The 23,313-nt window shown below is 40.6% G+C and carries 22 protein-coding genes; 7 read left to right on the top strand and 15 right to left on the bottom strand.

What is annotated here, in order from left to right:
- Positions 1-3 precede the first annotated feature (3 nt).
- The 4 genes from PDL71_RS07545 to PDL71_RS07530 all read right to left on the bottom strand — a co-directional run bounded on the left by PDL71_RS07545 (position 4) and on the right by PDL71_RS07530 (position 3,452).
- Positions 4-1,236, bottom strand: a complete 1,233-nt coding sequence (locus PDL71_RS07545) for a prolyl oligopeptidase family serine peptidase (protein WP_407527541.1) — start codon at positions 1,234-1,236, stop codon at positions 4-6.
- Positions 1,237-1,312: 76 nt separating this feature from the next.
- The gene (locus tag PDL71_RS07540) at positions 1,313-1,888 is read right to left on the bottom strand and encodes a pentapeptide repeat-containing protein (protein ID WP_407527538.1); all 576 of its coding nucleotides are present in this window, start codon (positions 1,886-1,888) and stop codon (positions 1,313-1,315) included.
- On the bottom strand, positions 1,885-2,556 hold the full coding sequence (locus PDL71_RS07535; protein WP_407527536.1) for a lysoplasmalogenase: 672 nt from the start codon (positions 2,554-2,556) through the stop codon (positions 1,885-1,887). Before PDL71_RS07535 ends, PDL71_RS07540 begins: the two co-directional genes overlap by 4 nt.
- A gap of 2 nt (positions 2,557-2,558) precedes the next feature.
- On the bottom strand, positions 2,559-3,452 hold the full coding sequence (locus tag PDL71_RS07530) for a hypothetical protein (protein ID WP_407527533.1): 894 nt from the start codon (positions 3,450-3,452) through the stop codon (positions 2,559-2,561).
- Between the two features lie 92 nt (positions 3,453-3,544).
- On the opposite strand from PDL71_RS07530, the gene PDL71_RS07525 reads away from it, so the two are divergent.
- From PDL71_RS07525 to PDL71_RS07495, 7 genes are all read left to right on the top strand, one after another.
- On the top strand, positions 3,545-3,865 hold the full coding sequence (locus PDL71_RS07525; RefSeq protein WP_407527530.1) for a hypothetical protein: 321 nt from the start codon (positions 3,545-3,547) through the stop codon (positions 3,863-3,865).
- Positions 3,866-3,875: 10 nt separating this feature from the next.
- Entirely contained in the window at positions 3,876-4,367 is a 492-nt protein-coding gene (locus tag PDL71_RS07520; protein ID WP_407527528.1) for an FKBP-type peptidyl-prolyl cis-trans isomerase, read from the top strand.
- 42 nt (positions 4,368-4,409) lie between these two features.
- Positions 4,410-4,919, top strand: a complete 510-nt coding sequence (locus PDL71_RS07515; protein ID WP_407527525.1) for an FKBP-type peptidyl-prolyl cis-trans isomerase — start codon at positions 4,410-4,412, stop codon at positions 4,917-4,919.
- 108 nt (positions 4,920-5,027) lie between these two features.
- The gene (locus PDL71_RS07510) at positions 5,028-6,458 is read left to right on the top strand and encodes an L-serine ammonia-lyase (protein WP_407527523.1); all 1,431 of its coding nucleotides are present in this window, start codon (positions 5,028-5,030) and stop codon (positions 6,456-6,458) included.
- A 137-nt stretch (positions 6,459-6,595) separates the two neighbouring features.
- Entirely contained in the window at positions 6,596-8,293 is a 1,698-nt protein-coding gene (locus PDL71_RS07505; protein WP_407527520.1) for a peptidase domain-containing ABC transporter, read from the top strand.
- A 9-nt stretch (positions 8,294-8,302) separates the two neighbouring features.
- Positions 8,303-9,673, top strand: coding sequence for an HlyD family secretion protein (locus PDL71_RS07500; RefSeq protein WP_407527517.1), 1,371 nt, complete (start codon positions 8,303-8,305; stop codon positions 9,671-9,673).
- 80 nt (positions 9,674-9,753) lie between these two features.
- Positions 9,754-11,169: a TolC family protein gene (locus tag PDL71_RS07495; RefSeq protein WP_407527515.1), complete on the top strand. Its 1,416-nt coding sequence runs from the start codon at positions 9,754-9,756 to the stop codon at positions 11,167-11,169.
- Between the two features lie 100 nt (positions 11,170-11,269).
- Here the strand turns inward: PDL71_RS07495 and PDL71_RS07490 are convergent, their stop codons facing one another.
- The 11 genes from PDL71_RS07490 to PDL71_RS07440 all read right to left on the bottom strand — a co-directional run bounded on the left by PDL71_RS07490 (position 11,270) and on the right by PDL71_RS07440 (position 23,312).
- A complete protein-coding gene (locus PDL71_RS07490; protein ID WP_407527513.1) occupies positions 11,270-11,449 on the bottom strand; it encodes a S4 domain-containing protein in 180 nt (59 codons plus the stop codon).
- Between the two features lie 332 nt (positions 11,450-11,781).
- A complete protein-coding gene (groL, locus tag PDL71_RS07485; protein WP_407527510.1) occupies positions 11,782-13,416 on the bottom strand; it encodes a chaperonin GroEL in 1,635 nt (544 codons plus the stop codon).
- Positions 13,417-13,573: 157 nt separating this feature from the next.
- Entirely contained in the window at positions 13,574-13,855 is a 282-nt protein-coding gene (gene groES, locus PDL71_RS07480; protein WP_407527508.1) for a co-chaperone GroES, read from the bottom strand.
- Between the two features lie 183 nt (positions 13,856-14,038).
- A complete protein-coding gene (locus PDL71_RS07475; protein WP_407527506.1) occupies positions 14,039-14,836 on the bottom strand; it encodes a hypothetical protein in 798 nt (265 codons plus the stop codon).
- Positions 14,837-14,848: 12 nt separating this feature from the next.
- On the bottom strand, positions 14,849-15,541 hold the full coding sequence (locus PDL71_RS07470) for a hypothetical protein (RefSeq protein WP_407527503.1): 693 nt from the start codon (positions 15,539-15,541) through the stop codon (positions 14,849-14,851).
- A gap of 114 nt (positions 15,542-15,655) precedes the next feature.
- Positions 15,656-16,111: a hypothetical protein gene (locus tag PDL71_RS07465; protein ID WP_407527500.1), complete on the bottom strand. Its 456-nt coding sequence runs from the start codon at positions 16,109-16,111 to the stop codon at positions 15,656-15,658.
- A 35-nt stretch (positions 16,112-16,146) separates the two neighbouring features.
- Positions 16,147-20,049, bottom strand: a complete 3,903-nt coding sequence (locus tag PDL71_RS07460) for a recombinase family protein (RefSeq protein WP_407527497.1) — start codon at positions 20,047-20,049, stop codon at positions 16,147-16,149.
- A 170-nt stretch (positions 20,050-20,219) separates the two neighbouring features.
- Complete coding sequence (locus PDL71_RS07455; protein WP_407527494.1) at positions 20,220-20,519, bottom strand: hypothetical protein; 300 nt, start codon at positions 20,517-20,519, stop codon at positions 20,220-20,222.
- A 5-nt stretch (positions 20,520-20,524) separates the two neighbouring features.
- Positions 20,525-21,280, bottom strand: a complete 756-nt coding sequence (locus tag PDL71_RS07450) for a hypothetical protein (protein ID WP_407527491.1) — start codon at positions 21,278-21,280, stop codon at positions 20,525-20,527.
- A gap of 41 nt (positions 21,281-21,321) precedes the next feature.
- A complete protein-coding gene (locus PDL71_RS07445) occupies positions 21,322-22,551 on the bottom strand; it encodes a hypothetical protein (protein ID WP_407527488.1) in 1,230 nt (409 codons plus the stop codon).
- Positions 22,548-23,312 (bottom strand): DUF4138 domain-containing protein, encoded by a 765-nt coding sequence (locus tag PDL71_RS07440; RefSeq protein WP_407527486.1) that lies wholly within the window; start codon positions 23,310-23,312, stop codon positions 22,548-22,550. Before PDL71_RS07440 ends, PDL71_RS07445 begins: the two co-directional genes overlap by 4 nt.
- Position 23,313: the final 1 nt, after the last annotated feature.

The raw sequence follows: 23,313 nt of genomic DNA, 5'->3' as shown, positions 1-23,313 counted from the left end.
GTTTTATTTAAGATGTTCATCAAACCAGTTTACAAATTCATTGTACTCCGGCAACATATCATCCGGCATGTGCCGACCACCTTTTTTTACAATGAATTTATTCTTTACTCCTTCTTCATTTAACCTCGCCACAAAAGATTTAGATTGTTGTAAAGGCACCGTTGCATCTGCATCACCATGAATAATAAACACCGGTGGATCATCTTTACTGATAAAATAGATGGGTGAAATATCCCGGCCGATTTTACTTCGGGCCGTGGTATCCGTTACCTCTTCATAAATCCTGTATTTATCATTCCATACCCTGAAGTCAATAGCACCATAAGAACCTCTTGCTTTTACAAGATCTTTTGCGTTAACCATGTTCAAACCCGGACCACCCCAGTTAAGTAAATCAGTGGGTGGATATAATACGGCGGTTGCCTGCACCCTTGCTGAAACACGCTCTACCGGATCAGATGAATTGGGTTGAACCACATCATCACTCAAAGCAATCATTAAACTGAGATGCCCGCCGGCAGAACCGCCTGTGATTCCCAATCTATCCGGATCAATACCAAAACGGGTTGCATTATAACGGATAAAACGTACGGCCCTTTTCATATCATTAATATTATCCGGTATTGCATATCGTGGACCGGAGCCATGTACAATATGAAACACGGTATATCCTTTCACTAAGAACTGATCCGTTAAATAGGTATTGGCTTCAATACCATTGTAACCGGATATCCATCCACCACTTGCAACAAAGAGAATCGCTTTTCCATTTGCTTTTACTTTGGGTTGAATACGGATCATGGTTAGCGCCATCCCATCTTTGCGTCCGTAAATATGTTCCTCCTGCACATAACCATTCTCAGTGGCTTTTTTCTGCAATGCTGCCAGTGTTGTTTTCCAGCGTTTGTCCTTATGCAGCACACTGAACTCATATCCATTTTCAATTCCGGCAGCTACAACCCTGTTTGCCTTTGACGATAAAGCGATTAAAGAAAGATAACGGAAAGCGCTATCGGCCATACCGGCCTGTGCAAATGCCGCTGCGGCTGAACGGTAACGGAACATAGCAGCCGCATCGCCTTCAGCACGAATACCATCTGCATAAGCTGTTGCAGCCGTTGCATAATCCTTGGCTGTGTAAGAAGTTTCAGCTTTTTTATAAAATTCAGCGGGAGTTTGGGCTATAGTAACCGTTGCTGAAATGAGAACCAGCAATAAAAAAAATCCTTTTTGCATATATCTTGATTTGGCAGGAGAAAGATAAAAGGAATTTACGGGCAGCAGAAATTATTTTTAAACGCTACTTCTGTCATCATTCTTCCATATCAATGCCCAGTTCTCCCAGCAAACCTTTCAGTTGCGGCCAGGCGAATTTTGCTTTTTGCACACGGTTAGTGGAAGGATTGATACGGTAGTTAAACGCTGTTCGCAGATCAGCTTTCTGTAAGTTTGTTTGTTCAAATACAGCCTGTGCAAGATTCGTTGCATCAAATACAGCTTCGGTTAAATCCGCTTCTGTAAAATCAACTTCAGATGCATTGCAGCGTACGAAACGGCACTGTTTCATTTTCAGTTGGTAAAAAGAAGCATATTGTAATACACAGTCTTCAAAAGAAGGAGAAAATAAAAAAGGATTACAATCATCAAAGCGGATACCGGTAAGTTTACAATGTACAAAATTCACTTCTCTAAGCACTGTTTGCTTCATCAAAGCATTGCTCAGATTACACCGCTCAAATCTGCATTCAAAAAAATGAACCGAAGAAAGATCAGCACCACTAAAATCACAGTCAGTAAAAACGCATCCTTCATATTCGCCAACCGGCAACCCATGTATTGCAAACTGATTGCCTGCAAAATTCTTATCTTCTTCGTAAACACGTTTCATAATTGAACTGATTCTTCTGTACTGCTGCTTGCTTTTACCAGCAAATACTGGGCAGATGCATAGGTGGTCATAACGCATAAACTGAGAACGGTACTGTTGTACGCAAATAAATTAACGGCCAGTATTGAATCTGATATTACAAATTGCAAAGCGCCATTGAAGAAAAGAACCGCTGCTCCCCTGTTTACTTTTTGCTGAAGGTTAATACTCATGAGCAGCATTGTTCCGATGGTTATACCATAAACCGTTACAGGTATTTTTAATGCATCCAGGAAGGGATACAAAAGCCACAGAAAAATAACTATGTAAATAAAAACGGGCAAACCAATCAACGGCTGCTGCTGTAACAAACCCTTACGACCGGGATTGATTTTAATGAAATAAGTGATATAGCAGCAATGTGCCAATAAAAAACTGATTAAACCGGGAATAAAAAAGTCTTTCAACTGCAACAACACATCGCCGGCCCAGGAAAGTGCAAGACCGGTCAGCATCCAACGGTATAAAGGAATTGCCTGCTTATTCAGAAATACCAGCAGCATTAATAAAGGCATGAGCAAAGGTTTGCTCAGCCACCGGTAAGCATCCATTGAAAAATAAATAAACAGAAGATCGGCAAGAACAACTGCCAGGTAAAGAACTGAAATGATGCGTTGGTTCCTGCCCATACTTATTGAATCACCCTTGAATATAATTTGTAAAACAGGCGTAGCGAGTCTCTTACTTTAGCTGTATCTGCTAAGGGACGATTTACTGTAAGCACAATTCTGTAAATACTGTCTTTCTGCACCATGTTTATATTATTCCTGCGGCTCATTTGTTTTGCCAGTTCCCTGTTAGCCTTTGCTGAATCACGGAAAGCAAATAACAAAAGCTGAAAAGAAGTATCAGTACGCACAGGCTGTACAGTTATGCTATCCTGAACAGGGTTTGCAGTAACGGTATTGGAAGCCGTAGTATCAGTGCTCACGGGAGTAGTTTGCTCCGTTGTTTCTTCCGTAGCAGTTTCTTCATTCTTTTGTTTTGGCAGCGCCAGGTAGATTGCTACACCAATAAGAGCAACAGCTATTACAGAAGCCAGCACAATCATCAACGTACGGTTACTTCCTTTTTGGATTTGTGAATCAAAATCCAGCTCCTTTATTTCTTCCTGCTGACGGGTGCGGTCTTTTGCCGCAAGGTTGCCTGCTGTTTCCGTTTTTTCAAGAAAAGGTACTCCCGTTTCAAATGCAAGGCGTCCGTTACTTTTTGTGAGGGAGCCCACACCTTTTATGGTAAACGGTTTTCCTATGTTGAGCAACTGCAGTCCGTTATAAATGTAAGAATCAAGATCACTCAGCGCCAATGCTTTCATTTTACCGCTACGCTCTACCAGGAACTGAATGAAGGGTTCTTCAGCTACAGCCTGGTTGTTTTGCTCAAATGAAATAGCATCTTCCGGAAACTTCCCGTCTTTGATTTCGTAAACATTTACAGCATCATTTAACTCAAACCGGCCGATGGATGGTAGTGCAAGTGTTTTGTGCTGGTAAAGGAATTCTGCAATGAGGTCTTGTACTTTCACGGATATTTTTTTCCAAACATATAAAAAAAAGGGCAGAGTTTTAATAGCGGGGCAGTTCTGCTGCTTTCTTTACTTTTGCGGAAAGAAAGACTATGAACCGTGCAGATGAAGAATTTCTTGCTTACTGGGAAGCCAACCGTGTTCGTGAAAAGCGATGGCTCACACAATTAATGGTAGGATTACCGCTGGGTCTTGTATTCGGATTACCGATTCTGCTGAGTTTTTTGCTGAGGGGCTGGTACAAACGAATGCCCTATATCAGCAACTCCCAGTTTACTGTAATATTGATGGCCCTGATAGGTATTGCCGTTTTTTACGGAATCTTCCGCATGAAATTTAAATGGGAACTGAACGAGCAACGTTTTAACGAATTAAAGGCTCATCAAAAGAAAAAAGAACAACAAACACATTAATCATTTACCAATGAAAGTTTATTTATCCATTTTTCTGCTGGCATTATTGAGTGCCTGTGTTAAAGACGGTAAGAAATGTAATTACCAAACTGTTACTACCAGTGCCCCCGGCTCTGAGCGTACAGAAGTTTTGACTTATCTCAACAACAAAGGAATTACCGCCACCCTGCATCCAAATGGTTTTTATTACAAAATCATTAAAGAAGGTACCGGCAGCAAACCTGCTCCCTGCAATATTGTTTCCATTCAATACACAGGTAAGCTGGTAACTGACAGTATTTTTGATGCCAGTCCCAATAACTCATTTTATACAGATCGTTTAGGCACTTTATTGCCAGGTTTACAGTTAGGCGTAAGCCTGATTGGTACCGGGGGGAATGTTTTATTATATATTCCACCAACCCTTGGGTTCGGTAATCAACCCTATCCCAATGCGATCAACCCCGTCATACCTGCTAATTCTATCTTAATTTATGATGTAACACTGTCATCCATGCAGTAAGTAATGAAGCAACTTCTATATTTATCACTCAATTTATTAACTATGATGAAATTTGTTTTGGTGGGTGCCACATTAATACTTGCGCTCAACTCCTGTAAAAAGAAAGATACTCCCTGTACAAGAGAAGCCGGCTCCACAGTGGCCCCGGCATCTGAAGAACAGATGATTACTGATTATCTCACAGCTAACAACATTACAAATGCGGTTGAGTTAAATAACAGTGGTCTTTACTACACCATTACTACCCAGGGCTCGACAGAAAGAGCTGAACAATGCAGTGTACTTAGAGTTAAGTATGTTGGAAAACTTACTAATGGAACTATTTTTGATCAAACACAGGGAGACAATATAGTCTCTTTTGAATTAGGAACATTAATTGAAGGCTGGAAAAGAACACTTACTCTTATTGGTGAAGGAGGCAAAATAAAATTATATGTTCCTCCATCTATGGGTTATGGCTCTACTGACAGAGTAAATCCTCAAACCGGTCAAATCATTATTCCCAAGAACAGTGTATTGATCTTTGAGATTGAATTAGTAACCATAACCTGATCAGAAAATCATTTTAAATCCCGGCCATGAAAGCCGGGATTTTTTTTGCAGCAACAACAAGAAGAAGCAGATGCTTTATCAACGTATTTTTGCAAAAACGAATTACGCTTGGCATACGAACCTATTTCCGTCTTTGATATGTTTAAGATTGGTGTTGGCCCATCCAGCAGCCATACCCTTGGCCCCTGGAGAGCTGCCCAACGATTTCTGCATTCATTACAATTACAATCGCCTTTACAGGAAGTAAAAAATGTACGGGTCTTATTGTATGGTTCGCTTGCCAAAACCGGAAAAGGACACGGCACCGATATAGCCATTCAATTAGGATTAAGCGGCGATGACCCCGTAACATTTGATGTACACGCTATAGATGCTAAAATGCACGACATCGCCACTATGAATGAAATTATACTCGGCGGTTTGCATGAAATCAACTTCAACCCCAAAGAAGATATTGAGTTCCTCATCAATGAAAGTCTTCCTTTTCACCCCAACGCTGTTACCTTTTTATGCGAATGGAAGAATGGAAACACTCTGGCAGAAACCTATTATTCAATTGGCGGTGGCTTTGTAATTAAAGAAGGTGAAGATGCCGCCAAAACCGCCCAGGTGCAACTACCCTTCCCCGTAGATACGGCTGATGAACTACAGCACTGGTGCATGAAAACCGGCATGAGCATCAGTGAAATTGTAATTGAAAATGAACTGGCCTGGCGCAGTGAAGCAACTACCCGTACCGGCGTGCTCAACATCTGGCAGGTAATGAAAGACTGTATTTACAAGGGCTGTCATACAGAAGGATATTTACCCGGCGGACTGAATGTAAAACGAAGAGCCCATCAACTCAATAAAAAATTACTCAGCGGAAGAACTTATTCTGATGCTGATTCATGGATGGAAGCCATCCGTACTGGAGGTTCTCAATTTCAATATATCCTGGATTGGGTAAGCTGTTTTGCGCTGGCTGTTAATGAAGAAAACGCTTCGTTTGGTCGTGTAGTTACAGCACCTACTAACGGAGCTGCAGGAGTTATACCTGCGGTGCTCCAGTACTATCTTGTTTTTTGCAATCCGGCCCAACAGGAAGACCAGGTTTTAAAATTTTTGCTTACCGCTTCTGAAATCGGCAGCATCTTCAAGAAAGGCTCCACCATCAGTGCAGCTATGGGTGGTTGCCAGGCCGAAATTGGTGTGAGCAGCGCCATGGCCGCCGCTGCTCTTACGGAGTGCCAGGGAGGTACCCAAAAACAAGTGCTGATGGCTGCTGAAATTGCCATGGAACACCACCTCGGTTTAACCTGCGATCCTATTGCCGGCCTGGTACAGGTGCCTTGTATTGAACGCAATACCATGGGTGCTATTAAAGCTATCACAGCCAGTCAGTTAGCGCTGCAGAGCACCCCTGATTTTGCTAAGGTATCGCTGGATGCGGTGGTAAAAACCATGTGGAATACAGCGCTGGATATGAGCCATAAATACAAGGAAACAGCAGAGGGTGGTTTAGCCGTTCATATTCCGCTCTCATTAAGTGAATGTTAAAAGCATCCTAACAGATTTATTTTCATCAACCTTCCGTGGAAAAAAAGCGTTATTTGCGCTCAACAAACCGTGCTTAATTTTGTTGATGAAACATATTTAAAACGGCAAACAATCTTTAACAAACTATCAATCGGTAAATGGCAGAACAATCAACAGACGGGATTTTGCAAAAACCCCTGAAGCGGCTGGGGCAGGTATTAAAGCTGGAACGGAAGGAAATAGGAGCAATTTACTTTTATGCCATTCTTGCGGGTTTGCTGCAACTGAGTGTGCCGCTGGGCATACAGGCCATTATCAACTTTGTACTGGCCGGTGCTTTATCTACTTCAATGGTAGTGCTGATAGTACTGGTAGTGCTTGGTGTTTTTCTCACCGGTTTGCTCCAGGTAAACCAGATGAAGATTATTGAAAAAATCCAGCAACGGATTTTTGCCCGCTACTCTTTTGAGTTCGCCTGGCGTATTCCCAAATTAGACATGAAAAAAGTAGATGGTTATTACTTACCGGAAGTAGTAAACCGTTTTTTTGATACTATCTCGCTTCAGAAAAGTTTAAGCAAGTTATTACTGGATATACCCACCGCCACCATCCAGATCATTTTTGGATTGGTTCTGCTTTCGTTATATGCAAATGTGTTTATCATCTTCAGCTTACTCGTGGTTTTTCTTTTGTACATGATTCTTTACGTTACCGGCGGACGTGGTTTAAGAACAAGTCTTGAAGAGAGTGATCATAAATATGAAGTAGCCAGTTGGCTGGAAGAAGTGGCAAGGGTACTCAAATCATTCCGATTTTCAAAAGGGTCTTTACTGCCTGTTGATAAGACTGATAAAATTGTTGCCAAGTACCTGGATGCCCGTACCAGCCATTTCAAAATATTAATGCTGCAATACTGGAGTCTTATCGTTTTTAAAATTCTAATTACCGGTGGTATGTTGATCGTAGGTAGTGTGTTACTGGTGCAGAATGAAATCAACATCGGGCAATTCGTTGCAGCAGAAATTGTAATTCTAACGGTATTAGCTTCTATTGAAAAATTCATCCAAAGTCTTGACAAAGTATATGATCTTTTAACCAGCCTTGAAAAATTAGGCAAGGTGATTGATAAGCCGCTTGAAAAAGAAGGCACCCTCAAAATTACTGACAGCAATAAGGGATTGGCCGTAGCCATGAACCGTCTTTCATTCAGCTATAATTCACATCATAATGCGGTGAACGATATCAGTTTTGAAATGAAATCAGGCTCCAAGAATGTTTTAATGGGTGCTGAGGGTTCCGGCAAATCAACCATCATTCGTTTACTCACCGGCTCTTATCATTCCTTTGAAGGAAGTGTAACCATTGATGGTATTCCTATCGGCAACTACGATCCTGATTCCATTCGTGCACACACGGGCATCCTCTTCAGTCAGCAGGATATTTTTGAAGGTACTTTGTATGAAAACATTTCCTTAGGCAATTCAAAGATTACAACTGCTGATATTATTGAACTGGCAGAAAAAATCGGGTTGAAAGAATTTATTACAGGATTAAAAGATGGCTTTGATTCTCGTATTGAACCAACAGGACGCCGTCTTTCAGGCGGTACCATCCGCAAAATTTTATTGTTGCGTGCATTGGTAGCCAACCCACGTTTGCTGCTATTGGAAGAACCCTGGAGTTGGTTTGATGCAGAGAGTCAGCAACTCATCAAAAGCTATTTATTGCATCAGATACCCGATACCACCTGCATCATCATTAGCAATGATGCTTCATTTGCACAAAAAAGCGATCATGTCATCCTTATGCAGGATGGAAGCATTTTGAAACAAGGCAAACCCAATGAAGTGCTTTAAACTTTTATTATGGCAGAATTATTAACTCCCAATATTGAAGAAAAAGTGGGCAAACGCCTCGAAGCGTTTGAACATATTTACCGTCAAAATAAAACCAGCCGGGTAAAACGTGTGTTCTGGGGCGTGGTTATTGCCGCTGTAATTGTATTGTTTATTCCGTGGACACAGAATATCCGCAGCGAAGGTGCTGTTACTACTTTAAGACAAGAACAAAGACCACAGCAATTAAACAATATCATTCCCGGACGGATCATAAAATGGTGGGTAAAAGAAGGCGACCTGGTGCGTAAAGGTGATACGATTGTGCAACTGGCTGAGATTAAAGATGACTATCTTGACCCGCAACTGCTGCAACGTACAGAACAACAGTTGGGCGCTGAACAACTGACTATTGATTATTACAGGGGAAAAGTACAGGCTACTGATCAGCAGATTACTGCTCTCGGCAACGAACGGGATTTAAAACTGAGTTCCATTGACAATAAAATTATTCAAACCAAACGAAAGGTACAGAGCGACAGCATCAAGGTAATTGCCGCTGAAAATGAAATGCAGGTAGCTGACCGTCAGCTGGAAGGTGCCACCAAAATGTTTGAACAAGGTGTAATACCACTAACGGAGTACGAAAGGCGAAAAGTGTTGCACCAGAATGTGAATGCTAAACTCATCGGTGCCCGTAATGATTTTAACAACAGCAAACAGGACTTACTCATTTACCAACTGGAGCGTAGCGGTGCTGTACAGGAATATGCAGAGAAGATTGCAAAAGCTACCGGCGATCAGTTTCAGAGTCAATCACAAATTGCAAGCGGTCAGGGTAAAGTTGCTAAACTGCAGAATCAATTTGATAATTATAAAATAAGGAGCGGTCAGTATTATGTACTGGCGCCACAGGATGGCCAGGTGATTAAAGCCCGTAAAGCTGGTATTAATGAAATTGTGAAAGAAGGAGATATGATTGTAGAGATTGTTCCGAAAGAATATCAACTGGCAGTTGAAATATGGGTGAAGCCAATGGACTTACAACTACTGAGTATAGGACAGAAAGTTCGTTTTATGTTTGACGGTTTTCCTGCCATTGTTTTCAGCGGATGGCCGCAGGCGTCTTATGGAACATTCGGTGGAAAAGTTGCTGCTATTGAAAGCAATGTAAGTAATAATGGTATGTTCAGAGTATTGGTAGCGGAAGATAAAAAAGACCGCCCCTGGCCAAAGGATTTAAAATTAGGCGGAGGTGCTGTAAGCTTTGCCTTATTGAAAGATGTTCCTATTTGGTATGAATTGTGGCGGCAGATTAATGGCTTCCCTCCTGATTTTTATAAAGAGCAGCAGCAAGGAAAAGACGCCAAAGAGAAAAAAGAAATAAAACATAAATTTTAATCCTGTTGAAATGCATTTAAGCATTTCTTTCATCACATCAACAGCATAAGTTATTGGATGAACCGGCAACTGAATATTAAATGAAATTAACAATACAACAGTTCGTCTTTGCATTTTCGGTTTTATTTGCCTCTGTTGCAACCCGTGCACAGGACACAACACGTATTATGCGTGAAGATGAGTTCCTGGCTATTGTAAGAAGTAATCACCCGGTAGCTAAACAGGGAGGCTTGCTGATTGATATTGCAAGAGCTGAATTAAGAACCATCCGTGGCGCTTTTGATCCGGTTCTTTATTACAACAATGATCAAAAAACATTTGACGGAAAAACCTATTTCAATTACAGCAATGCTGAGTTAGCAGTACCCACATGGTTTGGAGTAGAGCTTTATGCCGGTGCCGAAAACAATATTGGTGACTTTATTAATACTGAGTTTACTAGAGGCCGTGCTTCTTACGCAGGTGTAAGCATTCCTTTATTAAAAGACCTTGTACTTGATAAACGTCGTGCAGCACTGCAACAGGGAAAACTATTCGTACAGCAAAGCCAGTGGGAGCGTAGAAATGTTATCAATGATTTACTGCTGGATGCTTATGTGGCTTACTGGGAATGGGCAAAAGCTTACCAGGTGTTCCTGGTACTGGAAAATACCATTCGTATTAATGAGTTCAGGTATGAGCTGGTGAAAATTGCTTTTCAACAAGGTGACCGTGCCGGCATTGATACTACGGAAGCATTGGCACAGTTACAGGCATTTCAACAGATGCGGGAAGAAGCATGGCTGAAATTCCGCAAATCATCTCTGGAGCTTTCAACTTATCTCTGGTTACCCGGTAACCAACCTGTGTACCTTACTGACCGTGTAATACCCGATACCTTATGGACGCAGCAAAACTTCGGGAACTTTAATGTAAATGATCTCACACAGTGGCTTACACAAACAACATCCAATCATCCCAAACTTCAGATGATTAATTATAAAATACAGGCCCTGGAAGTAGAACGTCGTCTTAAATTTCAAAGCCTGCTGCCTAAGGCAGATGTAAAGTATAATTTTTTACAACGGGGCTACAACTTCATTAACAGTCCCAATTTTAATTTCTTTGAAAACAACTATAAGTTTGGCTTTAATGTAGCCATACCCCTGCCAAACAGGAGTGGTTTTGGCCAATACCGTGCTGCAAAAATCAAATTGCAGAGTATGGATTTTGAGAGAGACTTTACACAACTCAATCTTGAAAACAAAGTAAGGTTTCATTATAACGAGGTACTCAACCTTCAAAAACAAATCCGTATTTACGAAGATGCTTACCGTAATTATGTACGTCTCTTTGATGCAGAGCAATTGAAGTTTTCATTAGGCGAAACTACTTTGTTCCTGCTCAACACCCGTGAAAACAAAGCACTGGAAGCTTATCAGAAATTATTAGAACTGAAAGCTAAGTTTTACCAGGCCTTTGCATCGCTCAACTGGGCCAGCGGTCAATTACAATAATTGATTGGAGTTTTTTTCTTAAACTGATTGCTTCTTTTCAAGCTTAAATCCTCCGGCACTTACATACTGCAAGAGATTATGTGTGATTACTTCTACGGCATCATCTGCTGCAATTATTACACCTGCCTTTGTTGCAGGTTTTTTGATTTACTAAAACATAGCCGGCACCAATGGCCTGTTTTGCTTTTTCCCGTGATGGAAACAATCTTTGTTCTACCAGGTACACATCCAAACGCATAAAGCAAAAATGAAGAAAACTGTAATGAAACGCCAACTGCATTTCTGAATAATAAAATACAACTTAAACCCGGCAATTAACAAAGAGCCCCGCTTCAAAATGAGCGGGGTTCTTTATTACAACACAATGTAAGGATTGTCAAAATCATCGTCATTTTTCCGTATCAGCTTTTTAAAAAAAGATTGTAGATGAAGGAGTAACTCTTTCATAGCATTCAATTTTTAAAAGTGAGCAATATTGATGTTGCTTTTTTTGCCCGGGCCGACCTTCGATCAGACCGGGCAAAAAAATCCCGTCTGATGTTACAAACGGGATTTTTATATTTTATACCTGTCTGCGTCAGGCAGGCTTCGTACTTTGTATTTCGTACTTGCTTAGTAGCCCATGCCACCCATATCAGGTGCACCATGTGCATGCGGCTCTTCTTTCTTAGGCTTGTCTGCAATTACACATTCAGTGGTTAACAGCATACCTGCAATTGAAGCTGCATTCTCTAAAGCTACACGGCTCACTTTCGTTGGATCGATAACACCGGCCTTAAAGAGGTTTTCGTATGATTCAGTTCTTGCATTAAAACCGAAATCACCTTTACCTTCTTTAATCTTCTGTACTACGATAGAACCATCAATACCTGCATTGGCAGTAAGTGTACGGATAGGCTCTTCCAGTGCACGGCGGATGATCTGCATACCTGTTTGCTCGTCTTCAATTTGTCCACGAACTTTTGCTTCCAATGCATCCAATGCACGGATGTACGCCACACCACCACCGGGAACGATACCTTCTTCCACAGCAGCACGTGTTGCATGCAAAGCATCATCTACACGGTCTTTCTTTTCTTTCATTTCCACTTCAGTTGCAGCACCTACATAAAGAACAGCTACACCACCGCTCAATTTAGCCAAACGCTCCTGTAATTTTTCTTTATCGTAATCAGAACTTGTTACTTCAATCTGTGCTTTGATCTGGTTGATGCGTGCAGTGATATCAGTTTTCTTTCCTTTACCACCTACAACAGTAGTGTTGTCTTTATCAATAGTTACAGAAGAAGCCTGACCTAAGTAAGTCAAATCAGCATTCTCTAATTTGTAACCCTGCTCTTCGCTGATTACTGTACCTGCAGTGAGGATAGCGATATCCTGCAGCATTTCCTTACGGCGGTCGCCAAAGCCGGGAGCTTTTACAGCAGCCACTTTCAATGTACCACGCAGTTTGTTTACTACGAGTGTTGCAAGTGCTTCACCTTCTAAATCTTCAGCAATGATCAACAAAGGACGGCCGCTTTGAGCTACTTTCTCCAGGATGTGGAGAATATCTTTCATTGCAGAAATCTTCTTGTCATAAATCAGGATGTAAGGATTCTGCAATTCAGCTTCCATTTTTTCGCTGTTGGTAACGAAATAAGGAGAAATATAACCACGATCAAACTGCATACCTTCAACCACATCAACGGTAGTATCAGTACCTTTTGCTTCTTCAACAGTGATTACACCTTCTTTACCTACTTTACCAAAAGCTTCTGCAATCAACTTACCGATGGTTTCATCGTTGTTGGCAGAAATAGTGGCTACCTGCTGAATTTTTTTGCTGTCGCTGCCTACCGTTTGTGATTGGCTTTTCAGGTTTTCTACCACTAAAGAAACCGCTTTGTCAATACCACGTTTCAGATCCATGGGGTTAGCACCTGCAGCTACCATTTTCAAACCTTCGCTGATGATGGCCTGAGCCAATACAGTTGCAGTAGTAGTTCCATCACCTGCAATATCAGCAGTTTTAGAAGCTACTTCTTTCACCATCTGGGCACCCATGTTTTCAATAGGATCTTCCAGTTCAATTTCTTTTGCTACGGTTACACCATCTTTGGTTACAGCAGGTGCACCGAATTTTTTCTCTAACACCACGTTACGGCCTTTAGGACCGAGGGTTACTTTCACAGCGTTGGCCAATACATCTACACCACGCTTCATTTTATTTCTTGCTTCAATATCGAAGAAGATTTGCTTTGCCATATGAAATCGTTTTTAAGTTTTTTGTTTGTTGTTTATGGTTACCGGCTTTGGTAACACTATTTAGCTGCTGTTGCGTCGCACTCTTGTACGTCTTTAACTCTATTGAGAAAAATACAAACAGCAAGATCTTGTCTTACTCCCCTTTAGGGGCCGAGGGTTACACAATCGCTAAAATATCGCTCTCACGCATAATGAGCAGATCATCGCCTTCAATGCTGATTTCTGTGCCGGCGTACTTACCGTATAAAACCGTATCGCCTACTTTTACCGTTACAGGCTCATCTTTTTTACCGGGGCCGGCAGCCACTACGGTACCACGCTGGGGTTTTTCTTTTGCGGTGTCGGGGATAATGATTCCACCGGCGGTTTTTTCTTCAGCCGGTGCAGGCTTCACAATTACCCTGTCGTGTAAAGGGGTAACACTTACCTTCTTTGCCATAGTTATACTTTTTTGGTTTTGAAATGAAAGATTGTCAAAAATTCCCGTTCAATCGGGCAGGCGAAGGTAAGCGAATACAGTGCCGATGCGGCGAAATGGGAAAAAATTTCAGGAATAGATAAAAATAGGGTAATTCATGGCCCAAACTGTCAGGTAGTAATTGTCAAATTTTCGGTAGACTGCTTATTGCAGTTCTCTCAACCAGTAAAAAAAATGGAGCAGGTCCTTCTCCTTTTTGGCATTAAAGCTGTTTTTCTGAAACCAGTCTTGTATCTGCTCTTTCCGGGCCGGGAAGGAGGTAATAACCTGCGCTTTAAAATCACCCGGAGTTACCTTTACCCAAACACTGTCAGCACCGGGAAAATAATATTCTAAGTAGGGTACAAAACTTTTTTTACCGGCAGGGTTGTTATACTCATATTCATACTCAATTTTACGGCGGTGGTATTTTACCAACGGCGCCTTACCATCACTCAGCAGTTGAAAATAAACTACATAACGTCTGCCCTCAAAATCGAAGAAACCGGGTACAAATTCTAATGCAGGTCCTTCCTCCCCGTCTTCAAATACAATTCCTTTAATACTGTTGGCATCAAGCGTTTTGTATTCTACTTTTCCTTCGGCATCAGTAACCTTCCAAAGCATTTGCTGGTAGGATATGAGATAAATGATTTCCTGATCCTTTAAGTCCAGCCCGTTTTTTAAACGGATAGATGCCTTTTTCCATTCCTGGTTGTAAAAAGCAGAACCATTTATGTTGTTAAGCGGCGCAAAACCTGATTTTTCATAGAAGTTATAAATCACATCTTCCACTACAAATTTATAGATGGAATTTTGCCAGTCGCCGGGGGCAAAACGATGCTGAATAAAATTAGGATCAGCTTTGGTTAAAGGATTCCCCTTTACTAAAACAGTTTGTGCTGATGCATTACTGAGCATCAGCACAAACTGTATCTGAAATAAAAAGCGGAGGTGTTTCATACTGATAAATGCTTACAGCGTGTTGAAATAGTTAATGGCTTCTATCCATCCTGCCTCAGATTTTGCCGAAAGATTATTCTTCTCCATGTAAGCATTTACCTCCTGCCATTTGGCACCAATGATTTCTTCAAGATTTTTTTTGTTAAGACTTACTGACTGAGAGTTGCCGTTTTGCACAATGTAATAAGTATTGCGGTCTTCAATTATTTTACGATCGGCCATATTATAACCCGTTGTTGTTACCAGGTTCTTTTTCTGATGCATATAAAAACTGATTTTACCTTCTGCCAGGGCCAGTACATATTTGGGAGGTAATGAGCCGGCAACAGAGTTTGATTTTACAAACTTTGCCACCCCACCGTTTTTAGAGCCGGTGTTAAGTGTAAACTCCCGGATTTCTTCAGCAAATACAAACGTGGAATCATTGATAAGGAACACTACTTCATTGCGGAAGGCATCAAACTTCAATGTCATATTCGTATAATGAATTCCATTGGCTGTTTTAATACTACCGGCACTCCATTTACTGCTGAAGAAAGTATTACCCTCAATATCACTGTTATTGCCATAATAAGGCCTGTTGTTAAGAGGGTCTGAAATAAACGTTGAGGAAGCACTGGAAGAAGGCCCGGAAACTGAGCCGATTTGCGCACGGGACTGAAAAAAAAGTACGAATAAACAAACAGAACTGATGAGGTATTTCATTTGATTCATTTTTGATAAAAATACTATGGTTTTAAGTTGTTAAATGACAAATAATTCAAAAAATTTGTTGCAGAAACGAAACACTTTTTTCCGGAAACACTATAAAAAAGCAGATTATACAGGTGGAAGCTGCTGTAATAAAACCGGTGGTTGTAAAACAACTTTGTAAAGTTTCTTTTTATACCGATAATGTATGATTGCATTTTCCGGAGACTGTTGGATATACAAACCCGTTGCTTCAAACTGAAGTTGATATAAATGATGCCCTTCGGCTACTTTCATTACAACCGGATCTCCTTTTTCATTAAAGCCTACTTCAAAGATTCCTGTAGTTATCAGTTGCGGAATAACACGATACTGCTTTCCGTTAATAACAGCACTATCCCATTTTAAATCATTTCTTGTTGCTTCCACATACACAACCAGCAAGGTATCATTCATGCCGGCATCTGTATCTGTTACCGGGAGTTTTACAGTACCGCTTTTTTTCTCTATATAAAAACTGTGCAGTTTTTTTACAAATGATTGTTGAGTACGGCAGCCGTAAGGAACTACAACCGCCGCACTCAACAAAAAAATTGTTATACTATTAACTATTCTGCAGATCAATTCTTCACCAGTTTAAATGTTTGGGTTTTATTTCCTGCATCCAGGCGAAGGAAATAAGAACCGGGCAGAATATACAAATGCTCCATACTGAGCGAAATATTTCCATTAACAGTTCCGGGATCCCAACGTTTGATAACGGCACCGTTTGCGTTATAAAGTACTGCCACTACTTTTTTACGCTCCTCATTACTGATGTACAAAGGAATCTGATTACTTACAGGATTTAGCAGCAAACGGGCAAACTGTTCACGAATTCTGTCAATATCAAACAAAGAAGTAGTGACTCCTTCTGTTAAGAAATACTTTGCATTTGGCAAAGATGGTACCGTAGCAGTAAACAGATAATCAGAACCATACGGAACCTGCAACGTAAGATATTTGAAAGTGTTAGAACTGTTTGCAGCACCCAAGGTAGCAGCAGTGGTAGCAGTAATCTGCAGGGTACCTGCTGTTTTACCAGCCAGTTCATCGGCAGTTATATAAAAACCCAGTGAGTAATTGGTTCCGGGATTAGATGCAGTTGTAATTTCAAACACCTTCTGCGAACGGTTTCCATTGAGAAAACTCTGCCATACATTTCCTGCTTCAACAATCGTTGTTGTAACACATCCTAAAGGCGCTGCTGCATTTTGAATACTATTCATCACTCGTCCGCCTACAGGATTGTAAAAATAAAATGTGCCATTTGTACGAACCTCTGTTGCGGCTGCAGCATTCACCGTAGTTTCTACGAGTGTGGTGCCGCTTACAGGCGCCAGATCGTTATCACCAATATAAAAAGTATAAGAAGTGCTGGTAGTTGATGGCACTGCGGTAGTACCTCCACCTATTGAGTAAGTTAGTGTAAACGACTCCTGGTTCTCCAGTTCTGCATCATCATATACACGGATGGTAATGGTACGGTCTATATCCTGACCGTTTGGAAATGTAAGTTGCTTGGAAGGGCTGGTAAAGTTTCCATTGGTAGTAATATCATAATCCACTCCTTCAGTTGCATTACCTGATGCTATATTAATAGTAACAACGGCATCTCCGGTTGGTGCAGCATCAATCAGCATAGGCAAGGTATAATCCCTGTAACTCCTGCAGCCAACAGTGGTAAAGGAGCTTTCTGTATTTATTTTACTGTAATTGTAAGAAGAACCAAAACGAACAAAAGGTGCAGAAGCAGGAGCCTGTGTTGTCCAGAAACCACGGCCATGTGTGGCTGCAAGAATAGTTCCATCGCTGATGCGGTATTGCAGCATATTGGTTTTTACATTAGGGAATGTGCTGTTCTGTACCCAGTTGGTGCTGCTGCCGTTGAGTTGGTCGGTTTCAAAAATTCCCATCTCAGTAGCTATGATGGCTTTGTTATTATTCTCCGGGTAGAACATTGCCCAGCGAACCGGCACATCTGGCAGATTACCGTTTACATTGCTCCAACTGGTACCCCCGTTTGTACTTATCCAAACATGCGGCAAACCATAGTTAGAATAAGTAGCAATTAAGAAATTATCGCTGGTACCCGTATTAACACAGGAAACAATATTTCCATTTGTTTGAGGCATTGCTGCATCAGTAATGTTAACAGCGTTGGGCGTATTAAGATGTGCATCATCCACCCTTAATACAGCGCCACCTGCTGTGCCCATATAAACACGGTTAGTAGTAAAAGGCGACACTTTAAAACTGCGGATGCTGTTAGGGGTAACTGCAGAAATGGTTACAGTATTAAATGTACTTCCTGTTTGAGCATTTTCCCATCTTACATAGGTGCCGGAATTTCCGCTGCAGTACATACGATTATTGATATCATCATAATCCGTTGGATTAATGAACTGACCAACGGTTGTAGAAAATGTTACAGAAGACCAGTTAACGCCGCTGTTTGTACTTCTGCGGTAGCTGCTGCGGGTGGTAGCAGAAAATTGAAACTGGGGTTCATCCTCATCAATATGTGTATAGCCACCATCACCTCCATGTACTTCTATACTACCTCCTATACCGGTTGTGGCGGTAACGGTATGAGAACCGTTATCCTGCGTTCCTCCCAGGTAAAAATTATTGGTTGGGTGTAAGGCACAGGAATAAAACTGTAATGTTCGGATGCCCACATTTCTATCTGAATAGCTTACACCATTGTTGTTAGAATAAAAGATACCTCCATCTGTTGACAACAATACCTGCGTGCCATTCCAGAATACTCCGTGATGATCTGCGTGCACATAATTAAGCACGGTGCCTACCCATCTTGTTATCTGTGTCCAGGTAGAACCCCCATCTGTCGTTCTGTAAAAATTCAACCCTCCGGCTACACAGTTATCAGGATTATTTGGATCAATGCCGATTGCCAGGTTATACCAGCCCTGTCCCGGGTTAATAGTTGGTTCGGTTCCAGTGCTGGGCACTAAAGTGGACAAATCGAAAATTGACTCGGTTTGTCCATTTTCATTTTGGCTGAAACCCTTACCCAGGCTGTATATTAGCCGAACAGCTTCATTGAGTCGAGCGGTTCGATATTGAAATCCGTCAAAAACGAGTTTTTCGGGGAATATCGAACCGATAATCTCTCTCTTTGCTTTATTATCAGCCTTTTCGTATAATTTATCTAAGGATGTTAATGTTGCTAAAGCCTTATTGAGCAAGGGTTCTATGCTTTTGCCTTCCTGCGACAATTCTATCAGTTTTGATTCAAGCCCGGTTATTTTCTTTTCATAATCGGATTTTATTGACCTGTATTCTGACGGCTCAATCTCGTTTGCCAAAAGTAATTTGCGGGCATTTGTAAGCTCTGTATTGGCTTTTTCCAAAGCATCCTTTACTTGCCTTAGGTCGTCCCGCTGTGACTTTGTTTGGGCTTTAAATTCTTCCTGTAAAACCACTTTATAAACTTCAGTCATACCGGCTTTAGGAACTAATTTTTTAAGCTCACTTGAAAATAATTGATTTGCATTTTCAGCCTTGAACCTGGCTCCACATGACGACACACAATGGTAATAATAGTAACGTCCATTTCTTCCCTTGGAAGCACTGCCTGTAAGTAACTTGCCGCACTTTGGACAAATGAGATAGCCCCTTAGTTGAAGTTCATCCATACTTCCAACTTTTGCCCTGTAAGTTCTTTTCTTGCCATTCAAATAATCCTGCACATCGTAAAAAAGTGCTTCTGAAATTATTGGCTGATGCAAACCTTGTACATGCCTTGATTCCTCTTCTTTATATCCTGAAAGATAAATGCGGCCGCAATAGACAGGGTTACGTAAAAGATTCCAGAAATTAGAGCGGCAGGTTTTTATCCCTTTTTGAAATGCTTGCTTCATTATTTGCTCAATATTCAACTGACCTTCGGCAAGAGTTTCAAAAACCCACTTCATAATACTTGCTTCTGGTTCTACAGGAGCAATGTATTTTTTACCATCCTCTGTTATTTTATTTGCATAGCCGACAGGTGCAACTCCCATCCATCTGCCTTCTTTCTTTGCCTTTCTCATTCCAAGTAAAACATTCAACGCCCTGCGGTCGTTCTCAACTTCCGGTGCTGCTAAATAAAATGCCAGCATCAATTTATTTTCGGGTACTGCTAAATCTAATGGCTGTTCAATTGCCTGTGGTTCTACACCCAGCTTGCGAAGAATATTTATCATTTGATAAGCATCACCAGCGTTGCGGCTAAATCTATCCCATTTAGAAAATAAAACAAAATCAACTGCATTTTTCTTCCTCTTTAAATCAAACAACAAAGCATTCCACTTAGGACGGTTAAACGTCTTTGCAGAATGGTCTTCAAAAATTACCTGCCTAACTTTTATCTGGTTGTTTTCGCAATACTTCCTTAAACGTTCCTCCTGGTCCCGTTGTGAGTAGCCTTTGTCAGCCTGCTCATCTGTACTCACCCGTATGTATAAATCTGCTGTCATGTGCCTCTGTTTTGCGTTAATGATAACTTAGCAAATTTAAACATAAAGTCCAGTATCAGGACAGCCTGCTCCAATGAGATATTCACATTATGCCTCTTTAAAATTTCAATTACCTGTTCCGGTTTCACACCTGCCATATCACACCTCCTCTTATTGAAATTGGTTTATTATTATGTTTTCATTTCTATATTTTTCAAGTGAATTACACTTGCCTCAAACTGATTGGAACAAGGTTCATAAATTATATAACCATATTCCTGTAGCTGATTTATACATTTGTTGTAGGTCTGCCGGGCATTTATTTTGGCGGCCTTCATAATTAAAGCTCTCTCGATTTTCACTGGATTATTTCCACCAGTAACATTCCATTGCTGCAGTAGCGCCATGTAAATGCTGATATGCGAAGCGCCGATACGGGTATCGGCGGCTATAGCAGAATAAAAGCCTGTTAGTGGTGGAAAGATGTCCATACTGTTTAATCCTGGTTAACTCTGTTTCGTTTTCCTCTGCCGGCAATTCGCTTTTTTTTCAGTAGTCCGCTACTTGAGGTACCATTAGATTCTTCTGGAATTGATTCATCACCACTATCAGATTGCTTTTTTTTAAGCTGCAACTGTTTTTCCATGTATTTGTTTTGCAGAAAGCGGTAGGCTTCATCTGTTGTTATACCACCACCATCTTCAGAAATATAAAACCGCTGGTTAACATCTGCTTTATTCTTAACAAGTGGGATTGAGCCAACTATTTCCTGATGCAACGTACCCGCCCAAAACTTTTGTTTCAATGTAGATGCAATAATTTTTCCCGGTTCTGATTTTTCAAGTATGGAAAGGCTTTCAATTATACCTGAAATTCTCGATTCTGTTTCCCATGTTGATTTGTCTTCAGCGTTCCATGATTTTTTATCATCAAGGCTGAATGCTTTTTTCCAGTCAATAGCCACCATCTGTTTTTCTAATTCTGCAGGGTTTACTCCATCAACAGGCAAGGCTAAACCCCCGTTTGCTTTTTGCAGCGTTACATCATAGTATTGCAGCAGATAGTTATCAGTTTTTTGTAACAGTTCAAAATACAAACTGAAAAGCATTACATCTTTTTCTTTAATCACTCTTTGCAGCAGATAAAAATTAGCAGGTTTAAAACAGATTCGTTTTAACAGCAAGCTACCTGCATCGTGAAAGCCAAGCACCTCTAACTGCCTACTCAGTTCCGATATATTCTGGATATTCATTGCGCAACATTTGATAATTATTAAAATGGTTTAGGGATGCACTATGACACCCCCAAACCTTTGCCTTTACTTTCCCTTTTTTTAGGCAGCAGGCTCTGTCCATTCTTTTTCTCCAGCTTTTCCTTTTCAGCCTTCGGCTCCTGTTTCAACTCTTTTTTTTTATCATTTTCCTGGCCTGCCTTTACTTCTTTGCTGCCTTTATCAATGCCGGATTTGTATTGCTCCAGCGATTCTTTGGCAACCATCTTCATATTTGAATCGTACATCGTAACTTTTTTATACTGTGGGTCAGCCTCCATAAACATCTTATGGCTGCTACCGTCTTTTTCAATAGTTACCGATTGTACATTTCCTTTTTCCAATGATTGCATCAGCGCCTTTGCTTTTTCAGGGTCGTTCAATTCTGCTACTGCAAATTTTTCCACGGCAGCTTTCAAATCATAGCCATAGTTTTCATGGAACTGCTTTACTTCAAAATTGTTGTTCTTGTCTTTGTTTTCAAAGTCAAGCTGTATCCAGGCTTTATATGGCTGGCCTTCTTTGGTGGTAAGGTCTTTGTGAACAGCCCGGCCATCCAGCAGGTTGTAGGCTTCTTTTGCTGTTACACCTTTCCCTTTGTTCAGGTAAAATGTTTGCTCATTTTTCTCGCCATTGCTTTTTTCTAATGAAGCATTGTAGTTGTTGAAAAAGTACATGTCCGTAGAATCGGACTTTCGGAAATTGAGTGTGGCCTCAAATGGTTTCTTGTTAATTTCTGCTTTGAAGTGCAATTGAAATTCTCCCTTGCCTTCACCCATGTTTCTTTCCAACTCTGCTTTAAGTGTTTCACCAAAGCCCATGTATTTGATGTTGTCTTTCAAATACTGAAGATTTTCATTGTTCATAAAATTTGTTTTTAATTGTTTATCGAATAATGATAATTGCTGTGATTCAAAATGGTCTATTAATGCGTCTGTAAAATCATTGCCATCTTTATTAAATAATCCATTTGCATCAGGGTCAAGATTTAGCTGGCGATGAAGTTGTTCCCCGTATGGAATTTGATTCAAAATATCTTTTACTGAATTGAAATGAAGTACAGCGAACCTGTCACGGTCACTTATATTGTTTTCTGCAAATTCAACAGCTTCATCCCTTGTTTTGAAAAAATGTACATCTCTCTCATCTATAAAATAAAGGCTGTTGTTATAGGCCATGTACTTTTCGCCTTTCGATAATGCAATAGTTACCAGGTCGAGTACTTCATCTGCTATGGGATGTTCTGTTATCATTTCAAATCGGGCAATACCTTTGACTTCATTATAGCCTTATTATTTACTCTTAACAGAAAATGCCTGCCTCCGTTCTTCTCGGTTATTTGAACGACCAAATACTTTTTGTCAGGTATGGTGAATTTTTCCAGCGCCACAACAAAAACTGAATAGTTGTTCCCTTTAATCTTACTGTGATTACCCGTGATGTAAACAGGCTTTTGTTCCACTTCCTGCACTGCCGTTCTTTTACTTCTTTTTTTGTCTTTAATAAAAAATCGAAGCAGGTCCACATCGTAATCAACTGTGCCATCATTATTGATGTATAGATGATAGTAAATGATATTATCTTTAATGTAAATTCCCTTAATGCCTGCCTGCATGTTGTATTTCTTATCTTTTATTTTTTTTATAGTCCTTTCATTGTCCAATATCATATTGGCATAAGAACTGATAGTAGCTGTCCTGTTTACTGGTAGATAAAGTACCCATACGGCAGGTTTACTGTCATAATTAACTGTAAAAGCATATACGCTGCCATCATCCGTTACCACACTGAGATTTGTTTCTGTAAAATCTTTTGCGGCTGCTTTCACTAATAATATTTCAGGTGCTTCTTTTACCTGCTGCGCCAGTACAGAGCTTGTACCCCTGTCAACATGCTTAATGGCGAAAGGAAATACAAGGCTTGTTGTTTTGTCAGTTGTAATATTCAACTTTGTTTGTGCATGACTAAACATTACTATAAGGCACCCACAAATCATACTCACTATTGTTTTCATT

The organism is Lacibacter sp. MH-610, from assembly GCF_045780045.1.
GTDB lineage: Bacteria > Bacteroidota > Bacteroidia > Chitinophagales > Chitinophagaceae > Lacibacter.
Note: the sequence above shows the minus strand (reverse complement) of the source record. Positions and strands in the feature narration are given on the sequence as shown.

Coding starts and splice junctions, on each gene's coding strand:
- PDL71_RS07545 (WP_407527541.1), bottom strand. CDS start 1,236: ATGCAAAAAGGATTTTTTTTATTGCTGGTTCTCATTTCAGCAACGGTT.
- PDL71_RS07540 (WP_407527538.1), bottom strand. CDS start 1,888: ATGAAACGTGTTTACGAAGAAGATAAGAATTTTGCAGGCAATCAGTTT.
- PDL71_RS07535 (WP_407527536.1), bottom strand. CDS start 2,556: ATGGGCAGGAACCAACGCATCATTTCAGTTCTTTACCTGGCAGTTGTT.
- PDL71_RS07525 (WP_407527530.1), top strand. CDS start 3,545: ATGAACCGTGCAGATGAAGAATTTCTTGCTTACTGGGAAGCCAACCGT.
- PDL71_RS07520 (WP_407527528.1), top strand. CDS start 3,876: ATGAAAGTTTATTTATCCATTTTTCTGCTGGCATTATTGAGTGCCTGT.
- PDL71_RS07515 (WP_407527525.1), top strand. CDS start 4,410: ATGATGAAATTTGTTTTGGTGGGTGCCACATTAATACTTGCGCTCAAC.
- PDL71_RS07505 (WP_407527520.1), top strand. CDS start 6,596: ATGGCAGAACAATCAACAGACGGGATTTTGCAAAAACCCCTGAAGCGG.
- PDL71_RS07500 (WP_407527517.1), top strand. CDS start 8,303: ATGGCAGAATTATTAACTCCCAATATTGAAGAAAAAGTGGGCAAACGC.
- PDL71_RS07495 (WP_407527515.1), top strand. CDS start 9,754: ATGAAATTAACAATACAACAGTTCGTCTTTGCATTTTCGGTTTTATTT.
- PDL71_RS07490 (WP_407527513.1), bottom strand. CDS start 11,449: ATGCAGTTGGCGTTTCATTACAGTTTTCTTCATTTTTGCTTTATGCGT.
- groL (WP_407527510.1), bottom strand. CDS start 13,416: ATGGCAAAGCAAATCTTCTTCGATATTGAAGCAAGAAATAAAATGAAG.
- groES (WP_407527508.1), bottom strand. CDS start 13,855: ATGGCAAAGAAGGTAAGTGTTACCCCTTTACACGACAGGGTAATTGTG.
- PDL71_RS07475 (WP_407527506.1), bottom strand. CDS start 14,836: ATGAAACACCTCCGCTTTTTATTTCAGATACAGTTTGTGCTGATGCTC.
- PDL71_RS07470 (WP_407527503.1), bottom strand. CDS start 15,541: ATGAAATACCTCATCAGTTCTGTTTGTTTATTCGTACTTTTTTTTCAG.
- PDL71_RS07460 (WP_407527497.1), bottom strand. CDS start 20,049: ATGACAGCAGATTTATACATACGGGTGAGTACAGATGAGCAGGCTGAC.
- PDL71_RS07455 (WP_407527494.1), bottom strand. CDS start 20,519: ATGGACATCTTTCCACCACTAACAGGCTTTTATTCTGCTATAGCCGCC.
- PDL71_RS07450 (WP_407527491.1), bottom strand. CDS start 21,280: ATGAATATCCAGAATATATCGGAACTGAGTAGGCAGTTAGAGGTGCTT.
- PDL71_RS07445 (WP_407527488.1), bottom strand. CDS start 22,551: ATGATAACAGAACATCCCATAGCAGATGAAGTACTCGACCTGGTAACT.
- PDL71_RS07440 (WP_407527486.1), bottom strand. CDS start 23,312: ATGAAAACAATAGTGAGTATGATTTGTGGGTGCCTTATAGTAATGTTT.